Origin of the sequence: Conexibacter sp. W3-3-2 (genome assembly GCF_009707605.1) — a bacterium.
Lineage (GTDB): Bacteria > Actinomycetota > Thermoleophilia > Solirubrobacterales > Solirubrobacteraceae > Paraconexibacter > Paraconexibacter algicola.
In genome coordinates this window covers 499,089-514,557 of the sequence record NZ_WLYW01000001.1, presented here as the reverse complement: position 1 = coordinate 514,557, position 15,469 = coordinate 499,089, and the positions used below count along the sequence as shown (strand labels likewise).

Sequence of the window (15,469 nt, the reverse complement as noted above, 5' to 3'; positions counted from 1 at the left end):
CAACCGTTGACTGCGCACCTACTTCCGCTTCGGCCGGTTCTTCTTCCGTGCCGCGCGCTGCGTCTTCTGCTTGCCCTTGCGCTTGCGGTGCTCCGCGCGCCGGTGCTCGGCATCCCCCTGCGCCGCCCGGCTCGGCCGCAGCTCCTCCTCGGTGACCGGACGACGACGCCGCGCGTCGACCACGATCGCCACCGCGATCCCCGCCAGGAGCGCGAAGCCGCCCAGGAAGATCAGCGCCTGCTGCCACGTCTCGAGCCCGTCGTCGTCCTCCGGGACCGGGGCGGGCACGGGCGTCGCCTCCTCGGGCGCCACCAGCGGCGCCGGCGGCGTGAACGGGTTGGACTGCCCGGACGCGGCCGGGACGGCCACCGCCAGCGTCAGCAGCGCGGCGAGCAGGGCGAGGACGGAGCGCGGGAGCGTCATGGGCGCGCAAGTGTAGATTGCGGTCCATGGCCAAGCAGCGACAGGTCCGCATGGAGCAGAAGAGCCCCATCGCCCAGATGCAGGCGCTCGAGTCCAAGACGGACGACGAGCTGCTGCGCGAGCAGAAGTACCGCTCCGCCGCGCTCGCGATCCTCGGCGCCCGCGCCGCCGAGCGCTACGACCCGGTCGCCGCCCGCGAGTACTTCCGCAAGGCCGTCGCCGCCGCGCGCCCCCAGGAGCGCATGCAGCTACGCCGGATGGCCGACGCGTCGATCGCGATGGCCGAGCGCCGCCCCGACGACCTGAAGGCCGCGATGGAGAAGCTCGGCCAGCAGGCCCCGTCCAGCCGCCAGCTCTTCCTGCTGCGCATCGCCGGCCTGCTCGCCCCGCCCCCCGGCGCCCCGCGCAGCGCCCGGATCCGCGGGATCTTCCTGCTCATCCTGCTCGTCGTCGTGCTGCTGACGATCGGCTTCCTGCTCGCCAAGCTCGTCGGCCTCGCGTTCGGCGGCATCTCGACCGCCGGGGCGTTCTTCCTCGGCCTCGTGATCATCGCCCTGATCCTCGGCGGGCTGACGTTCTTCGGCCGCAAGCGGCAGAAGAAGGCGCTGGCGGCCCGGGCCGCCGGCAACGGGTAGCGCCCCGCCGACCGTGTGCGGGCGCTACACGCTCGCCGCGACCAACCCGGCGCTCCTGTGGGAGCGCTTCGCGGTCGCGAGCGACATCGAGATCCGTCGGCGCTTCAACGTGGCGCCGACCGACGACGTCGTCGCCGTGACCACCGACCGCGAGGGCACCCCGCGCGGCTCCGTGCTGCGCTGGGGGCTCGTCCCGTTCTGGGCCAAGGACCCGAAGATCGGCGCCCGGATGATCAACGCGCGGGCCGAGAGCGTCGCCGACAAGCCTGCCTTCCGCGACGGCTTCGCGCAGCGACGCTGCCTGATCCTCGCCGACGGGTTCTACGAGTGGCGGCCACCCGACCCCTCCGACGCCGGATCCCGCAAGCAGCCGTTCCACATCACCCGCGCCGACGGCGAGCCGTTCGCGTTCGCCGGCCTGTGGGCGACCTGGCGTCCCGCGGGCGCCGATCCCGAGCTCGAGCCGCTGCGCAGCTGCACGATCATCACCACCACCGCCAACCCGCGGATCGCCGACATCCACGACCGCATGCCCGTGATCCTGCCCTCCCGGGAGGCCGAGCGCACCTGGCTGGACCACGGCACCCCGGCGCCGGTGCTGCACGAGCTGCTCGCCCCGCTCCCGGCGCCGCAGACGGCGGCGCGCCCGGTCGGCTTCGCCGTCAACGACGCCCGGCACGACGCACCGGACTGCCTGGACCCGCCGCCGCAGCAGCCCGCCGACAGCCTCTTCTGAGGTCCGTCGCGTAGCGCCGCCCGCGGAGGGCGGCTAGGAGACCTTCAGGGTCGCCTTCGAGATCACGACCGGCGCCAGCGGCACGTCGCCCGGACCGACCGGGACGCTCTCGATCCGCGTCACGACGCCCAGGCCCTTGGTGACCTTGCCGAGCACCGCGTAGTCCGGCGGCAGCCCGGCGTCGTCACCGCTGACCACGAAGAACTGGCTGCCCGACGTGCCCGGGTCCTCGATCTGCGTCTTGGCCATCGCCACCACGCCCTTCGTGTACCGCGCCGAGGACTTCGGCGCCTCCACGACGCTGTAGCCCGGGCCGCCCTGGCCGTCGCCGAGCGGATCGCCGCCCTGGATGACGAAGCCCGGCACGATCCGGTGGAAGGTCAGGCCGTCGTAGAAGCCGTCCTTCACCAGCGCGGCGATCGAGGCGCTCGTCTTCGGCGCGCCGCGCACGTCGAGCCGCACGTCGAACGCGCCGCAGTTCGTCGTGAACGTCACCGTGTACGTCTTCCCGGCGTCGAGCCGGTCCTTCGGCGCGTCGAGCGACTGCTCGCCCTTGGGCTGCGGCGCGTCGACGTCGGTGCAGCCCTCGGGCAGCGCCGAGGCGGACTCCGCCTCCGGCGTCGCGGTGGCGTCCGCGGTCGCCGTCGTCTGCGCCGCCGTGCTGGTGGTGCCCGCGTCGCCCTCCTCGACGGTGCCGTCGTCCCCGCAGGCCGCGAGGGCCAGGGTCGGCACGATGAGCAGGGCGATCAGGAGTCGGCGCACGGCCGCCGAGGATACCGTCCTCGACCGTGAGCCTCTCCCCCCTCCTGCGCGGCTACGACCACGTGCTGCTCGATCTCGACGGCTGCGTGCGGATCGGCCGCGAGCCGACCCCGCGCGCCCCCGAGGCGATCGACGCCCTCCGCGCCGCCGGCAAGCGGATCGCGTTCGTCACCAACGCGACCGAGCACACGCCGGAGGACCTCGTGCGCTCGCTGTGGCGCTCCGGGATCCGCGCGTCGGTCGAGGAGATCGTCACCGTCGGGACCGCCGTGCAGTTCCTCGTCGCCGACCGGCCGCAGTGGCGGACCGCCTACGTCATCGGCCCGCCCGCCATCTGGCGCCACGTCCAGGACGCGGGCGCGCGGATCGTCAACGGCACCGAGGAGGCGGCGGTCGCCGACGTCGTCGTCGCCACCGGCACGAAGGACCTCGCCTTCGAGGAGCTCAAGGGCGCCACGCAGGCGCTGCTCGAGGGCGCCGACCTGCTCAGCGGCGGCCGCGACCGCACCTTCCCCACCCCCGACGGCCCGTGGCCCGGCACCGGGGCGGTCGCCGCGTTCCTCGAGTACGCGGCCGAGGTCACGGCCGAGATGGTCGGCAAGCCCGACCCCGGCATTTTCCGCACCGCCCTGGACCGGCTCGGCCCCGGGCGCGCGCTGATGGTCGGGGACCGCCTGGACAGCGACCTCGACGGCGCGCACGCCGCCGGGATCGACGGGGCGATCGTGCTCTCCGGCGTCACGACCGCCGCGCAGGCGGCCGCCGCCGACCCGCCGCCCGTCGCGGTCGCCGCGACGCTCGCGGATCTCGTGCTCGGCGGCTGATCCGCCAAGATGCCGTCCGTGGACCGCCGCGTCGCGCTCATCGTCAACCCGTCCTCCGGTGGCGGCCGCGCACTCAAGGCGCTGCCCCGTGTGGAGGCGCGGCTGCGCGAGCTCGGCGTGCCCTTCCGCACCGAGCCGACGCGCAGCCTCGAGCACGGCGCCGAGCTCGCCCGTGCGGCCGCACAGGCCGGCGAGGTCGCGGTCGCGCTCAGCGGCGACGGGCTCGTCGGCGCGCTCGCCGGGGCGCTGCGCGGCGTCGACGGCGCGGTGCTCGGCGTCGTCCCTGGCGGCCGCGGCAACGACTTCTGCCGCTCCAGCGGCATCCCGCAGGACCCGGTCGCCGCCTGCGACGTCCTCGCCCACGGCGTCGAGCGCGACCTCGACGTCGGCGACGTCGACGGCCGCACGTTCATCGGCATCGCCTCGCTGGGGTTCGACTCCGACGCCAACCGCATCGCCAACGAGGCCCCGGCACGGCTCGGCAACCTCGTCTACGTCTACGGCGCCCTGCGCGCCCTCGCCGCCTGGAAGCCCGCCCGCTTCACGATCGAGGTCGACGGTGCCACCCGCACGTTCAGCGGCTGGAGCGTCGCCGCCGCGAACGCCAGCGCCTACGGTGGCGGCATGTTCCTCGCGCCCGGGGCGAGCCTGCGCGACGGCCTGCTCGACGTCGTCACCACCGCGGACATCCCCAAGCGCCGCTTCGCCGCCTCGCTGCCGAAGGTCTTCAAGGGCACCCACGTCGACGAGCCGAGCGTCGACGTCGTCCGCGGCCGCGAGATCCGCATCAGCGCCGACCGGCCCTTCACCGTCTACGCCGACGGCGACCCGATCGGCGAGCTGCCCGTCGTCGTGCGCGCCGTCCCCGCCGCGCTGAAGGTGCTCCTGCCCGAGGGCCCGCGCTGATGGCGGGCCGCGCACTCGACGCGAAGATCGCGGTGGCCCGCGCCGCCGGGGCCGTGTCGCGCCGCGCCGGGCGGGGCGGCGGCACGAGCCTGCCGGGCAAGGTCCTGATGCGGTTGCAGCCCGACGCGATCGGCCGTCTCGCGGCCCGCCTGCCGCACGGCAGCGCCGTCATCTCCGCCACCAACGGCAAGACCACCACGGCCGCGATGGTCGCGTCGATCCTCGAGCACGGCGGCGCCCGGCTCGTCCACAACCGCGCCGGGGCGAACATGGCCGGGGGCATCGCGGCGACCCTCATGGGCGCGGCCACCCGCGGCGGCCTGGACGGCGACACCGGCCTGTTCGAGGTCGACGAGTTCTGGCTCGACCGGGTCGTCCCGCAGCTGCGCCCGCGCGCGCTGCTGCTCGCCAACCTGTTCCGCGACCAGCTCGACCGCTACGGCGAGCTCGACACCATCGCCGACCGCTGGGCGACGCTCGTCACCACCGTCCCCGACACGACGCTCGTCCTCAACGCCGACGACCCGCTCGTCGCCGACCTCGGGCGGCCCCGCGCCGACGGCGTCACGTACTTCGGCGTGCAGGACACCGCGGTGGCCCGCGAGACCCTGCAGCACGCCTCGGACTCCACCCACTGCCGCACCTGCGGCGCCGCGTACGTCTACGACGTCGTCTTCCTCGGGCACCTCGGCCACTACCGCTGCGAGCGCTGCGGGGCTGCCCGGCCGGCGCCCACCGTCACCGCGCACGACGTCGTGCTGCGCGGCGTGCGCGGCGCGAGCTTCCGGCTCGTCACCCCCGAGGGCGAGGCGTCCGTCGCGCTGCCGCTCCCCGGCCTCTACAACGTCTACAACGCGCTCGCCGCCGCCGCGCTCGCCGGCGCGCTGGGCGCGCCGCTCGCCGACGTCGTCGCCGGGCTGGAGGCCGTCGGCGCCGCGTTCGGCCGCGCCGAGACCGTCACGATCGCGGGCCGCGAGACCACGCTCATGCTCGTGAAGAACCCCGCGGGCGCCAACGAGGTCCTCCACACGCTCGCGCTCGAGGACGGCGAGCACGACCTCTTCGCCGTGCTCAACGACAACATCGCCGACGGCCGCGACGTCAGCTGGATCTGGGACGCCGACTTCGAGGTCCTGGCCCCGCGCGTGCGGCGCGCCACCTGCTCGGGCACCCGCGCACCCGAGATGGCGCTGCGGCTGAAGTACGCCGGGGTCCCGACCGACCGCATCACGGTCGTCGACGGGCTCGCCGCCGGCCTCGACGCGGCCCTGGACGGCGGCGAGGGCCGCCTCTTCGCCCTCCCCACCTACACGGCGATGCTCGCGCTGCGCGAGGAGCTCGTGCGCCGCGGCGTCGCCGGGAGCAGCTTCGGATGACCGCCGCCACCCCGCTCACCGGCGACGCGCTCGTCGTGCTCTGGCACGACCTGGAGTGCGGCGGCTACGACATCGACCTGCCGCTGTGGCGCGAGCTGGCGAGCGCCGCCCGCGGCCCGGTGCTGGACGTCGGGGCGGGCACCGGCCGCGTGAGCGTCGACCTCGCCCGCCACGGCGTCGACGTCACCGCCCTGGACCTCGACCCGGTGCTCCTCGCCGCCCTGCGCGAGCGCCGCGGCGGCATCCCGACGGTCGCGGCGGACGCGAGCGCCTACGCGCTGCCCGACCGCCCGCCGTTCCACCTCGTGCTGGTGCCGATGCAGACGCTGCAGCTGCTGCCCGGCCGGGCCGCGCGCGCCGGGTTCCTCGCCAGCACGCGCGCCGTGCTCGCCCCTGGCGGCACGGTCGCGATCGCGCTCGCCGACGCCATGGACGCCTACGACGAGGAGCACACCGAGCCGCCGCTGCCGGACATGCGCGAGCTCGGCGGCGTCGTCTACGCCAGCCGGCCGGTCCGCGTGCGCGACCTCGGCGACCGCCTCGCGATCGACCGCATCCGCGAGACCGTCGACGGGGCCGGCCGCCGCGCCGTCGTCGCGAACACCGTCGTGCTGCACCGCGTCACGCCCGACGAGCTGGCCGCCGAGGCCCGCGAGCACGGCTACGAGCCGCTGCCGCACCGCGCGATCCCCCAGACCGACGAGTACGTCGGCTCCACCGTGGTGGTGCTCCGTGGCTGACCGGACCCTGCGCGTCTGCGCGCTCTTCCCCGACCTCATGAACATCTACGCCGACCGCGGCAACCTGCTGCTGCTGCAGCAGCGCTGCGCCTGGCGGGGGATCGGCTTCACGCTCACCGGCGCCGGGCACGGCGACGAGATCGACCCCGACGGCCACGACCTCCTCTACCTGGGCGGCGGGCAGGACCGCGACCAGCAGCTCGTCGCCGAGGACCTCGCCACGCACAAGCGCGACGCGGTCCACGCCCACGCCGCGCGCGGCGGCGCGATCCTCGCGGTCTGCGGCGGCTACCAGCTGCTCGGGCGCTCCTACGAGCTCGGCGAGGAGGAGATCCCCGGCGTCGGGCTCGTCGACCTGCACACCGTCCGCCACGACGGCGAGCGGCTCATCGGGAACGTCGCGATCGAGGTCGACCTGCCCCCCGCCGGCGGGATCGGCGGCCGCCGCGTGCTCGCCGGGTTCGAGAACCACGGGGGCCGCACGCACCTCGGCCCGGCCGCGACCCCGCTCGGCCGCGTCCTCAAGGGCCACGGCAACACCGGCACGAGCGGGCACGAAGGGATCCTCCACGGGCACGCGGTCGTCGGCACCTACCTGCACGGTCCGCTGCTGCCCAAGAACGTGTGGTTCGCCGACTGGCTCGTCGCCCGCGCCCTGGGCATCGAGGAGCCGCTGGCGGCCCTCGACGACACGCTCGAGGACGCCGCGCACGCCTCCGCGCGCCGCGCCGCGGGCGTCTGAGCGACGTCTCGCGCAGGAATCACCACCGGACCGGTGGGTAGGGTTGGATTCGTGCCTGCCGCGACCCTCGAGCTCCGCAACGTCAGCAAGCGCTACCCCGGGGCGGCCGAGGCGGCGATCGAGGACCTCAGCCTCGAGGTGCCCGCGGGCGAGATCTGCGTGCTCGTGGGCCCGTCCGGCTGCGGCAAGACGACCGCGATGCGGCTCGTCAACCGGATGATCGAGCCGACCGGCGGCGACATCCTCCTCGACGGCCGCTCGATCCTCGACCGCGAGCCCGCCCAGCTGCGCCGCGAGATCGGGTACGCGATCCAGCAGATCGGCCTGTTCCCGCACCAGACGGTCGGCGAGAACATCGCGACCGTCCCGAAGCTCCTGGGCTGGGACCGCGCGCGCATCGCGGCGCGCGTCGAGGAGCTGCTCGAGCTCATCGGGCTCGACCCCGCGGAGATGCGCGACCGCTACCCCGCGCAGCTCTCCGGCGGCCAGCGCCAGCGGGTCGGCGTCGCGCGCGCGCTCGCGGCCGACCCGCCGCTGATGCTCATGGACGAGCCGTTCGGCGCGATCGACCCGATCAACCGCGAGCGGCTGCAGAACGAGTTCCTGCGGCTGCAGGGCGAGATCGGCAAGACGATCGTGTTCGTCACCCACGACATCGACGAGGCGATCAAGATGGGCGACCGCGTCGCCGTCCTCCAGAAGGGCGGCCGCCTCGCCCAGTTCGCCACGCCCGCCGACCTGCTGATGGCGCCCGCCAGCCCGTTCGTCGAGGACTTCGTCGGCGCCGACCGCGCGCTCAAGCGCCTCGCCCTCCAGCGCGTCCGCGACATCGACCTGTGGCGCGCCCCGATCGTGCGGGTCGGGCAGCCGGTCGCCGAGGCGCGCGCGCTGATCGAGGACTCCGACCTCCCCTACCCGCTGCTCGTCGATGAGGACGGCCGCCCGCTCGGCTGGCTGCGCGACGCCGCGCTCGCGGGCGACACCGTCGCGGCCGAGCCGCGCTCGCGCGCCACCCCGGTGCTCGACATGGACGACGTCCTGCGCGACGCCCTGTCGGACCTGCTGGCCCACGAGACGCAGTACGGCCCCGTCGTCGACGCGCAGGGCCGCGTCACCGGCGTGCTCAGCGTCGAGGTCATCTCCCACGCGCTCGCCGCCGGATCCCCGGCGACCGTCCCCAGCCCGGCGGAGCTCGCCGAGTGACCTTCGCGATCCCGCTCGCGCAGGTCCAGCTGCGCGACCGCTCGCAGGGCACGTGCGAGTCCCGCAACGGCTTCTGCCCGGACTGGATCGCCGACAACTGGGACAGCTACGTCGACCCGGCGGTGCGGCACGCCCTGCTCGTGGCGCTCGCCGTGCTGTTCGGCTTCGCGATCGCGTTCGGGCTCGCGCTGCTGGCGCACCGCCGTCGCGCGCTCGTCGCACCGATCACCGCGGTGACCGGGGTGCTCTACACGATCCCCAGCCTCGCGTTCTTCCTCGTGCTGCTCCCGGTCACGGGACGCGGCATCACCACCGCCGTGATCGCGCTCACGGCGTTCACGCTGCTGATCATCTTCCGCAACATCATGCTCGGGCTCGACAACGTGCCCGAGGAGGCGCGCGACGCCGCCGCCGGGATGGGGATGACCGACCGCCAGGTGCTGTGGAAGGTCGAGCTGCCGCTCGCCGTCCCGGAGATCGTCGCCGGGCTGCGCGTCGCCGCCACGACCTCGGTGGGACTCGCCGCGCTCGCCTTCTTCGCCGGCGCCGGCGGCCTGGGCGGCGCGATCTACGCGGACCTCACGTTCAAGAGCAACATCGTCGTGGCGGGCGGCCTGTGCCTGCTGCTCGCGGCGCTGTTCGACGCGCTGTTCGTCGGGATCGAGCGGCTGCTCACGCGCTGGCGGCGGGCGGTGCCCGCATGAACGACTTCGCCGACGCGATCGAGTTCATCTTCCGCAGCCGCGAGTCCCAGACCGGCGGCGTGGAGATCGGCGGCAGCCAGCTGCTGGACCTCCTCGGCAAGCACCTCGAGCTCAGCGCCGTCTCGATGCTGCTGGCGGTGCTCGTCGCGGTCCCGCTCGGCCTCGTCATCGGGCACACGGGGCGCGGCGCGTTCCTCGCGCAGTTCATCGCCAACGCGGGCCGCGCGGTCCCGAGCCTCGCGCTGATCGCGTTCTTCGTCGCCTACGTCGGCGTCGGCTTCACGAACGTCACGCTCGCGCTCGTGCTGCTCGCGATCCCGCCGATCCTCGGCAACACCTACGTCGGCGTGCGGCAGGTCTCGCCCGACGTCGTCGACGCCGCGCGCGGCATGGGCCTCACCGAGCTGCAGGTGCTGCGTCGCGTCGAGCTGCCCCTCGCCGTCCCGACGATGTTCGGCGGCATCCGCAACTCGGCGATCAACGTCGTCGCGACCGCCACGATCGCGCCGCTCGCCGGCGTCGTGACGCTCGGCGACCCGATCATCAACGCCTCGGTCTACGGCGACGCCGGCCGGCTCGGCGCGGCCATCGTGGTCGCCGTCCTCGCCGTCCTCGCCGAGCTCCTCTTCGCGATGCTCCAGCGTCGCGTCACCCCGCGCGGCATCCGCAGTCCGGATCGCCGCGCGCCGCAGGTCCGTCCATCCAGCAGCAGGAAGGTGTCGGTCACCCCATGAACACGTCCACCACGCGTCGCCTCCTCGCGGCGCTGCTCGCCCTCGTCGCCGTCCTGGCGTTCTCGGCGTGCGGCGACGACGAGGACGACGGCTCCACCCCCGCCTCCAGCGGGACCACCTCGACCGAGAGCGCGACCGCCGCGAAGGCGATCGTCTCCAACCCGGCGAACGCCTCGACGCCCGAGATCACGGTCGGCTCGAAGAACTTCACCGAGCAGTTCATCCTCGGCGAGATCTACGCGCAGGCGCTCCAGGCCGCGGGCTACAAGGTCAAGAAGGAGCTGAACCTCGGCTCCGAGCAGATCGCGTTCAAGTCGGTCAAGAGCGGCGAGGTCGACGCGTACCCCGAGTACACCGGCACGGCGCTCACGTCGTTCTTCGACGTCAAGACCGACGACATCCCCAAGGACGAGCAGGCCGCCTACGAGGAGACGAAGAAGGGCTTCGCCGAGGACGGCCTGACCGCGCTGGCGCCGACGCCCTTCACCGACGCCAACGAGGTCGGGATGACGAAGAAGCGCGCCGAGGAGCTCGGCATCACCACGATCAGCCAGCTGGCCGCCAAGAGCGGGGAGCTGACCATGTCGGGCTCGCCCGAGTGCCGCCAGCGCACCGACTGCCTCCTGGGGCTCGAGCGCACCTACGGCGCGAAGTTCAAGAAGTACCTGCCGGTCGACCTCGCGCTGCGCCACGAGGTGCTCACCAAGGGCCAGGCGGACGCGTCGATCCTCTTCACGACCGACGGCCAGATCGCCGCGCAGGACCTCCTCGTGCTCGAGGACGACAAGAACCTCTTCCCGCCCTACAACGTGACGTTCGTGGTCCGGGACGAGACGCTGAAGGCCGCCGGGCCGGACTTCGAGAAGGTCATCACGCAGGTCCAGGAGGGCCTGACCGCGGAGGTCATGCAGGAGCTCAACTCCCGCGTGGACCTCGACAAGGAGAAGCCCGAGGCGGTCGCCAAGGCGTACCTGACCGAGGCCGGCTACCTGCAGTAGCCGTCGCGGCGGTGCCTACGTCACCCGACGTAGGCACCGCCGTCTGAGCAGGGGTTTTCGCCCGGCGCGGCGTGCCGTCTGTACAAGGGTGTACAACCCCCGGCGTGATGCACGGACGCCTGCTCCCCCTCCTGGCGCTCCTCGGCGCGATCCTGGCCACGGTTCCGGCCACGGTCAGCGCGGCCGAGCCGCCCAACCAGAATGACCCCTGCTCCCGCGCCGGACGCAACGTCTGCGACACGCTCGGGGTCGGCAGGTACGACACCTACCGCTACGGCCTGCGGTGGTTCGGCGACTACCGCGGCGCCGTCCCGGGCGTCAAGGGCGCGACCTGGTGCATCGACCTGCGGTTCTGGTACCCGTCGGCCGCGTTCGGCTACGAGAAGCGCTCGACCGCCGGGCTGAAGAACCGGGAGGGCGACGCGGTCACCAGCGGGACGCTGCGCCGCCTCTCGTACGCCACCTGGGCCTACGGGCGCACGCAGAGCGTCGTCGACCAGGCGGCGGTCATGCTCTACGTCCACGCGCAGATGGGCGACGGCGCTCCCGGCGAGGCCTCGCCGGCCGCGGCCGGCCCCGCCGTCGAGCGGCAGGTGCAACGGATCGCGCGCGACGCACGCCGCTACGCCGGCCCGTACACGGTCAAGGCGGAGCTCCCCACCGGCGGCCTGACCGTCGGCAAGGCCACGAAGCTCCGCGTCCGCGTGCTCTCCGGCACCGGGGTCGCGGTCCCGGGCGTCACCGTCCGGCTCGCCACGCGTGGCGTCGACGGCCTGCCCGCCACGGTCGACACCGGCAGCCGTGGCGACGTCCGCGTCGCGTTCACGCCGGCGAAGGCGACCGACGAGCTCGAGATCCGCGCGACCACCGAGGAGCTCGCTGCCCCCACCCCCGCGCTCTACGTGCCGACGCGCGGTGCCGCGCAGCGCAGCGGCCAGCGGCTCATCGCCGCCCAGTCCGCGACCGTGGCGGGGGCGGTCACCGCGCGCGTCGCCCCCGCGAAGGTCGCGGTCACGACGGCTGCCGCCCCGACGACGATGCTCGTCGGCGAGCAGAGCCGTGACACCGTGAAGATCTCGGGCGCGCCCGCCTCGTGGCGCCAGCAGGTCGAGGTGCGCCTCTACGGCCCGGCCCGCAGGCAGTCGGAGATCAGCTGCGACGGCCTGCCCGTCGCCACGCACACCTACGAGGCGGGCAACGGGGACTCCACCACCCCGCCCACCACGCTGACCCGACCGGGCTGGTACGGCTACCAGCTGACGGTGCCCTCGACGCCCGACGTGCAGGGGCTCACGACCCCGTGCGCGCTGCCCGAGGAGTCGGTGAAGGTCGAGACCCAGCCGCGGGTCCGCACGCAGGTCTCCGCGCCCGCCGTCGACCCCGGTGCGGCGGTGACCGACACGGTCGTCGTCGAGGGCCTCGCCGGCGAGGCCGTCACGGTCAACGCCGCGCTCTACGGGCCCTTCCCGTCCCGCGACAAGATCACCTGCGACGGCCCCGCGGTGTGGACGGGCAGCTTCCCGGCCGCCGCCGACGGCGAGTACGTCACCGACCCGGTGACGCTCACCCAGCCCGGCTACTACACCTACCGCGAGACGATCCCGGCCACCGAGTTCACCCGCGCCGCCGACCACCCGTGCGCCGAGGTGTCCGAGACGACGATCGTGCGCGGCCGGCCCGCGATCCGCACGCAGATCAGCGCGCAGGAGACCGCGCCCGGCGCGCAGGTCACCGACCAGGTCGTCATCACCGGCCTCGGCGCGCTCGCCGCGACCGTCAACGTCGAGCTCTGGGGCCCGTACGAGCGGCGCGAGGACATGACGTGCACGGGCACGCCGATCCACACGAGCCAGTTCGCCGCCGCCGGTGACGGCACCTACACGACCGCCCCGGTGACGCTGCCGCGGGCCGGGCTCTACACCTACCGCGAGTCGATCGTCGCCTCCGAGGCCTACGAGGGCGTCCTGACCGCCTGCGGCGAGGCGGCCGAGACGACGCTCACGAAGGCCAGGCCCGAGGTCGTGACCACCGTCTCGAACGCGGTCGTCAAGCCCGGCGCGTCGATCTTCGACACGCTGAAGGTCACCGGGCTCGGCCAGACGCCCGCGAAGATCACGCTCGAGCTGTTCGGGCCGTTCGAGACCCGCGGCGAGATCAGCTGCGAGGGCACCCCGTTCTGGAAGGGGACCGTCGACGTCCCCGGTGACGGGTCGTTCACCTCCGAGAAGGTGAAGGTGACGAAGGCCGGCTTCTACAGCTACCGCGAGAAGATCGCGTCGTCGCCGCTGATGAGCGCCGAGCAGGGCCGCTGCGGCGAGGAGGCCGAGACCTCGCTCGTCGCACCGCTGATCCTCACCGGCCGCGGTGACCCGCGCGTCGCGAGCTCCGGTCGCCTCGTCACCGGGAAGGCGGCGCAGAGCCTCCCCAAGCCCACGCACATCACGATCCGCACGCTCGGCGTCGACACCGCGGTGCGCCCGGTGACGATCGACACCGGCAGCGGCGCGCTCGCGGTGCCGAAGGACATCTCGAAGGTCGGCTGGTGGCGGGACGGGGCGACCCCCGGTGACGCGACCGGCACGACCCTCATCGCCGGGCACGTGGACAGCGCCAAGCGCGGCGCGGGCGCCTTCTACCCGCTGCGCAGCGCGCGGCGCGGCACCCGCATCGTGGTCCGCACCGAGGACCGCCGCGAGCGGACCTACCGCGTCACCGGTGTGCGGACCGTCCGCAAGGAGGCGCTGCCGACCGGCATCTTCACCCGCGGCGGTCCCAAGCGGCTCGTGCTCGTCACCTGCGGCGGCCCGTTCGACCAGCAGAGCGGCCACTACCGCGACAACGTGATCGTCACGGCGGTCCCCGCCGCGTAGCGGTTCGCCCGTCTCAGCGCAGGCCGCTGGAGCCGAACCCGCCCGCCCCGCGGGCGGTGTCGTCGAGCTCCGTGGTCTCGACGACCTCCGGCAGGGCCGGGCGCGTGACGACGAGCTGCGCGATCCGGTCCCCCGCCTCCCACGACCAGGCGGCGACGCGGTCGGTGTTCAGCAGCAGCACCTGCAGCTCGCCGCGGTAGCCCTCGTCGACGAGGCCGGGCGCGTTCACCAGGGCGATCCCGTGGCGTACCGCGGTTCCGCTGCGCGGCAGCACGAGCCCCGCGTGGCCGCGGGGCAGCGCGATCGCGATCCCGGTCCGCACGAGCGTCCGCTCGCCGGGGGCGAGCGTGCCGGCGTCGAGCGCCCGCAGGTCGTAGCCGGCGTCCCCGTCGTGGGCGCGCGAGGGCAGCTGCGCGCGCGGGTCGAGCCGGCGGACCCGCAGCTCGCCGTCGTTCATGCGGACGGCGCCACGGCCCAGCGGCCGTAGCGCTCGGCGACCGTCACCGGCAGGCGGACGTGGACGCGGACGCCCTCGGCGGTGTCCTCGCGCGCGAGGTCCCCGGCGATCTCGTGCAGCTCCGCCAGGCGCGCGCCCTCGCTGTAGGGCAGCAGCAGCTCGACGTCGCGCAGGCGGCGCTCGAACTCCTCGGCGACGCGCTCGGTCAGCGCCTCGATGCCCTCGCCGGTCCGGGCGCTGACGAGCACCGCGTCCGGGTGGGTGTGCGCGAGCTCGGTGCGCCGCTCGGGGCTCGTCGCGTCCGCCTTGTTCAGCACGAGCAGGCGCGGGCGCTCCCCGGCCCCGATCTCCTCGAGCACGTCCTCGACCGCCCCGAGCATGACGAGCATCTCCTCCTCCTCGACGGACCCGTCGACGACGTGGAGGATCAGGTCGGCCAGCACGGTCTCCTCGAGCGTCGCGCCGAACGCCTGGACGAGCTGGTGGGGCAGCTTGCGGATGAACCCGACGGTGTCGGTGAAGAGGTACGGGCGACCGCCGAGCTTCGTCGTGCGGGTCGTCGGGTCGAGGGTGTGGAAGAGGCGGTCGCGGACGCCGACCTCCGCCCCGGTCAGCCGGTTCAGCAGCGTCGACTTGCCCGCGTTGGTGTAGCCGGCCAGGGCGACCTGCGGCAGGTGCGCGCGGTCGCGCTCGGCGCGCATCGTCGCGCGCGAGCCCTTGACCTCCTCGAGCCGGCGCTTGAGCGCCGCCATGCGCGTGCGGGCGAGCCGACGGTCGGTCTCGATCTGGGACTCGCCCGGGCCACGGGTCGCGAACCCGCCGCTGGACACGCCGCCGAGGCGCTCCAGGTGGGTCCACAGACCCCGCATGCGCGCCATGTTGTACTGCAGCTGCGCGAGCTCGACCTGGAGCTTGCCCTCCGCCGAGTTCGCGTGCGAGGCGAAGATGTCGAGGATCGTCGCGGTGCGGTCGACGATCGGGATGCCGATCGCCTCCTCGAGGTTGCGCTCCTGCCGCGCGGTGAGCTCGTCGTCGCAGACGATCACGTTCGCGTCGGCGGCCTTGGCGAGCGCCTTGACCTCCTCGAGCTTGCCGGGCCCGAGATAGGTGTTGGGGTGCGGCGCCTCGCGGTGCTGGACGGTCTGCCCGACGACCGCGACCCCGGCGGTGCGCAGCAGCTCGCGCAGCTCGGAGAGGTCGTCCCCGGACTCGAGCGCGGCGATGCAGTAGGCGCGCTGCTTGGCCCGCTGGCCCGCGACCGCCCCACCCCCCGCCTTCTGGGTCTGCTGCGTCCGGCCGTGGCGACTGCGTTCCATCTCCACCAAGGGTCGCACACCGCGCGGGCGCTGCGGGATAGGA

Annotated in this window: 16 protein-coding genes; 12 read left to right on the top strand and 4 right to left on the bottom strand. The window is 74.1% G+C overall.

All coding sequences use genetic code 11. The annotated features are described in order from the left end of the window. Positions 1 to 18: 18 nt before the first annotated feature. On the bottom strand, positions 19 to 423 hold the full coding sequence (locus GKE82_RS02560) for a hypothetical protein (RefSeq protein WP_154732235.1): 405 nt from the start codon (positions 421 to 423) through the stop codon (positions 19 to 21). Between the two features lie 26 nt (positions 424 to 449). On the opposite strand from GKE82_RS02560, the gene GKE82_RS02555 reads away from it, so the two are divergent. Then, positions 450 to 1,058 carry a hypothetical protein gene (locus GKE82_RS02555; RefSeq protein ID WP_107571062.1) on the top strand — a complete coding sequence of 203 codons (609 nt, stop codon included), beginning with the start codon at positions 450 to 452 and terminating at the stop codon, positions 1,056 to 1,058. 13 nt (positions 1,059 to 1,071) lie between these two features. Beyond that, complete coding sequence (locus GKE82_RS02550; RefSeq protein ID WP_309233347.1) at positions 1,072 to 1,794, top strand: SOS response-associated peptidase; 723 nt, start codon at positions 1,072 to 1,074, stop codon at positions 1,792 to 1,794. 33 nt (positions 1,795 to 1,827) lie between these two features. Here GKE82_RS02550 and GKE82_RS02545 read toward each other — a convergent pair whose 3' ends face one another. Next, complete coding sequence (locus GKE82_RS02545; RefSeq protein ID WP_154732234.1) at positions 1,828 to 2,556, bottom strand: peptidylprolyl isomerase; 729 nt, start codon at positions 2,554 to 2,556, stop codon at positions 1,828 to 1,830. A gap of 26 nt (positions 2,557 to 2,582) precedes the next feature. On the opposite strand from GKE82_RS02545, the gene GKE82_RS02540 reads away from it, so the two are divergent. From GKE82_RS02540 to GKE82_RS02495, 10 genes are all read left to right on the top strand, one after another. Next, a complete protein-coding gene (locus GKE82_RS02540) occupies positions 2,583 to 3,380 on the top strand; it encodes an HAD-IIA family hydrolase (protein ID WP_154732233.1) in 798 nt (265 codons plus the stop codon). Positions 3,381 to 3,389: 9 nt separating this feature from the next. Next, the gene (locus GKE82_RS02535; RefSeq protein WP_154732232.1) at positions 3,390 to 4,286 is read left to right on the top strand and encodes a diacylglycerol kinase family protein; all 897 of its coding nucleotides are present in this window, start codon (positions 3,390 to 3,392) and stop codon (positions 4,284 to 4,286) included. Then, complete coding sequence (locus tag GKE82_RS02530; RefSeq protein WP_154732231.1) at positions 4,286 to 5,662, top strand: Mur ligase family protein; 1,377 nt, start codon at positions 4,286 to 4,288, stop codon at positions 5,660 to 5,662. The genes GKE82_RS02535 and GKE82_RS02530 overlap by 1 nt, the downstream gene beginning before the upstream one ends. Next, entirely contained in the window at positions 5,659 to 6,402 is a 744-nt protein-coding gene (locus tag GKE82_RS02525) for a class I SAM-dependent methyltransferase (RefSeq protein ID WP_107571057.1), read from the top strand. Before GKE82_RS02530 ends, GKE82_RS02525 begins: the two co-directional genes overlap by 4 nt. Then, entirely contained in the window at positions 6,395 to 7,144 is a 750-nt protein-coding gene (locus tag GKE82_RS02520) for a type 1 glutamine amidotransferase (RefSeq protein WP_107571056.1), read from the top strand. Before GKE82_RS02525 ends, GKE82_RS02520 begins: the two co-directional genes overlap by 8 nt. Positions 7,145 to 7,195: 51 nt before the next feature. Then, the gene (locus tag GKE82_RS02515; RefSeq protein ID WP_309233345.1) at positions 7,196 to 8,347 is read left to right on the top strand and encodes an ABC transporter ATP-binding protein; all 1,152 of its coding nucleotides are present in this window, start codon (positions 7,196 to 7,198) and stop codon (positions 8,345 to 8,347) included. Next, the gene (locus GKE82_RS02510) at positions 8,344 to 9,051 is read left to right on the top strand and encodes an ABC transporter permease (RefSeq protein ID WP_154732230.1); all 708 of its coding nucleotides are present in this window, start codon (positions 8,344 to 8,346) and stop codon (positions 9,049 to 9,051) included. Before GKE82_RS02515 ends, GKE82_RS02510 begins: the two co-directional genes overlap by 4 nt. Beyond that, on the top strand, positions 9,048 to 9,785 hold the full coding sequence (locus tag GKE82_RS02505; RefSeq protein WP_107571053.1) for an ABC transporter permease: 738 nt from the start codon (positions 9,048 to 9,050) through the stop codon (positions 9,783 to 9,785). Before GKE82_RS02510 ends, GKE82_RS02505 begins: the two co-directional genes overlap by 4 nt. Then, positions 9,782 to 10,783 (top strand): glycine betaine ABC transporter substrate-binding protein, encoded by a 1,002-nt coding sequence (locus tag GKE82_RS02500; RefSeq protein ID WP_154732229.1) that lies wholly within the window; start codon positions 9,782 to 9,784, stop codon positions 10,781 to 10,783. Before GKE82_RS02505 ends, GKE82_RS02500 begins: the two co-directional genes overlap by 4 nt. Before the next feature lie 107 nt (positions 10,784 to 10,890). Further along, positions 10,891 to 13,653, top strand: a complete 2,763-nt coding sequence (locus GKE82_RS02495) for a class F sortase (protein ID WP_230316368.1) — start codon at positions 10,891 to 10,893, stop codon at positions 13,651 to 13,653. 13 nt (positions 13,654 to 13,666) lie between these two features. On the opposite strand, the gene dut is transcribed toward GKE82_RS02495, so the two are convergent. Further along, a complete protein-coding gene (gene dut, locus GKE82_RS02490) occupies positions 13,667 to 14,110 on the bottom strand; it encodes a dUTP diphosphatase (protein ID WP_154732227.1) in 444 nt (147 codons plus the stop codon). Next, positions 14,107 to 15,426, bottom strand: coding sequence for a GTPase HflX (hflX, locus tag GKE82_RS02485; protein WP_154732226.1), 1,320 nt, complete (start codon positions 15,424 to 15,426; stop codon positions 14,107 to 14,109). The genes dut and hflX overlap by 4 nt, the downstream gene beginning before the upstream one ends. Between the last annotated feature and the right edge of the window lie 43 nt (positions 15,427 to 15,469).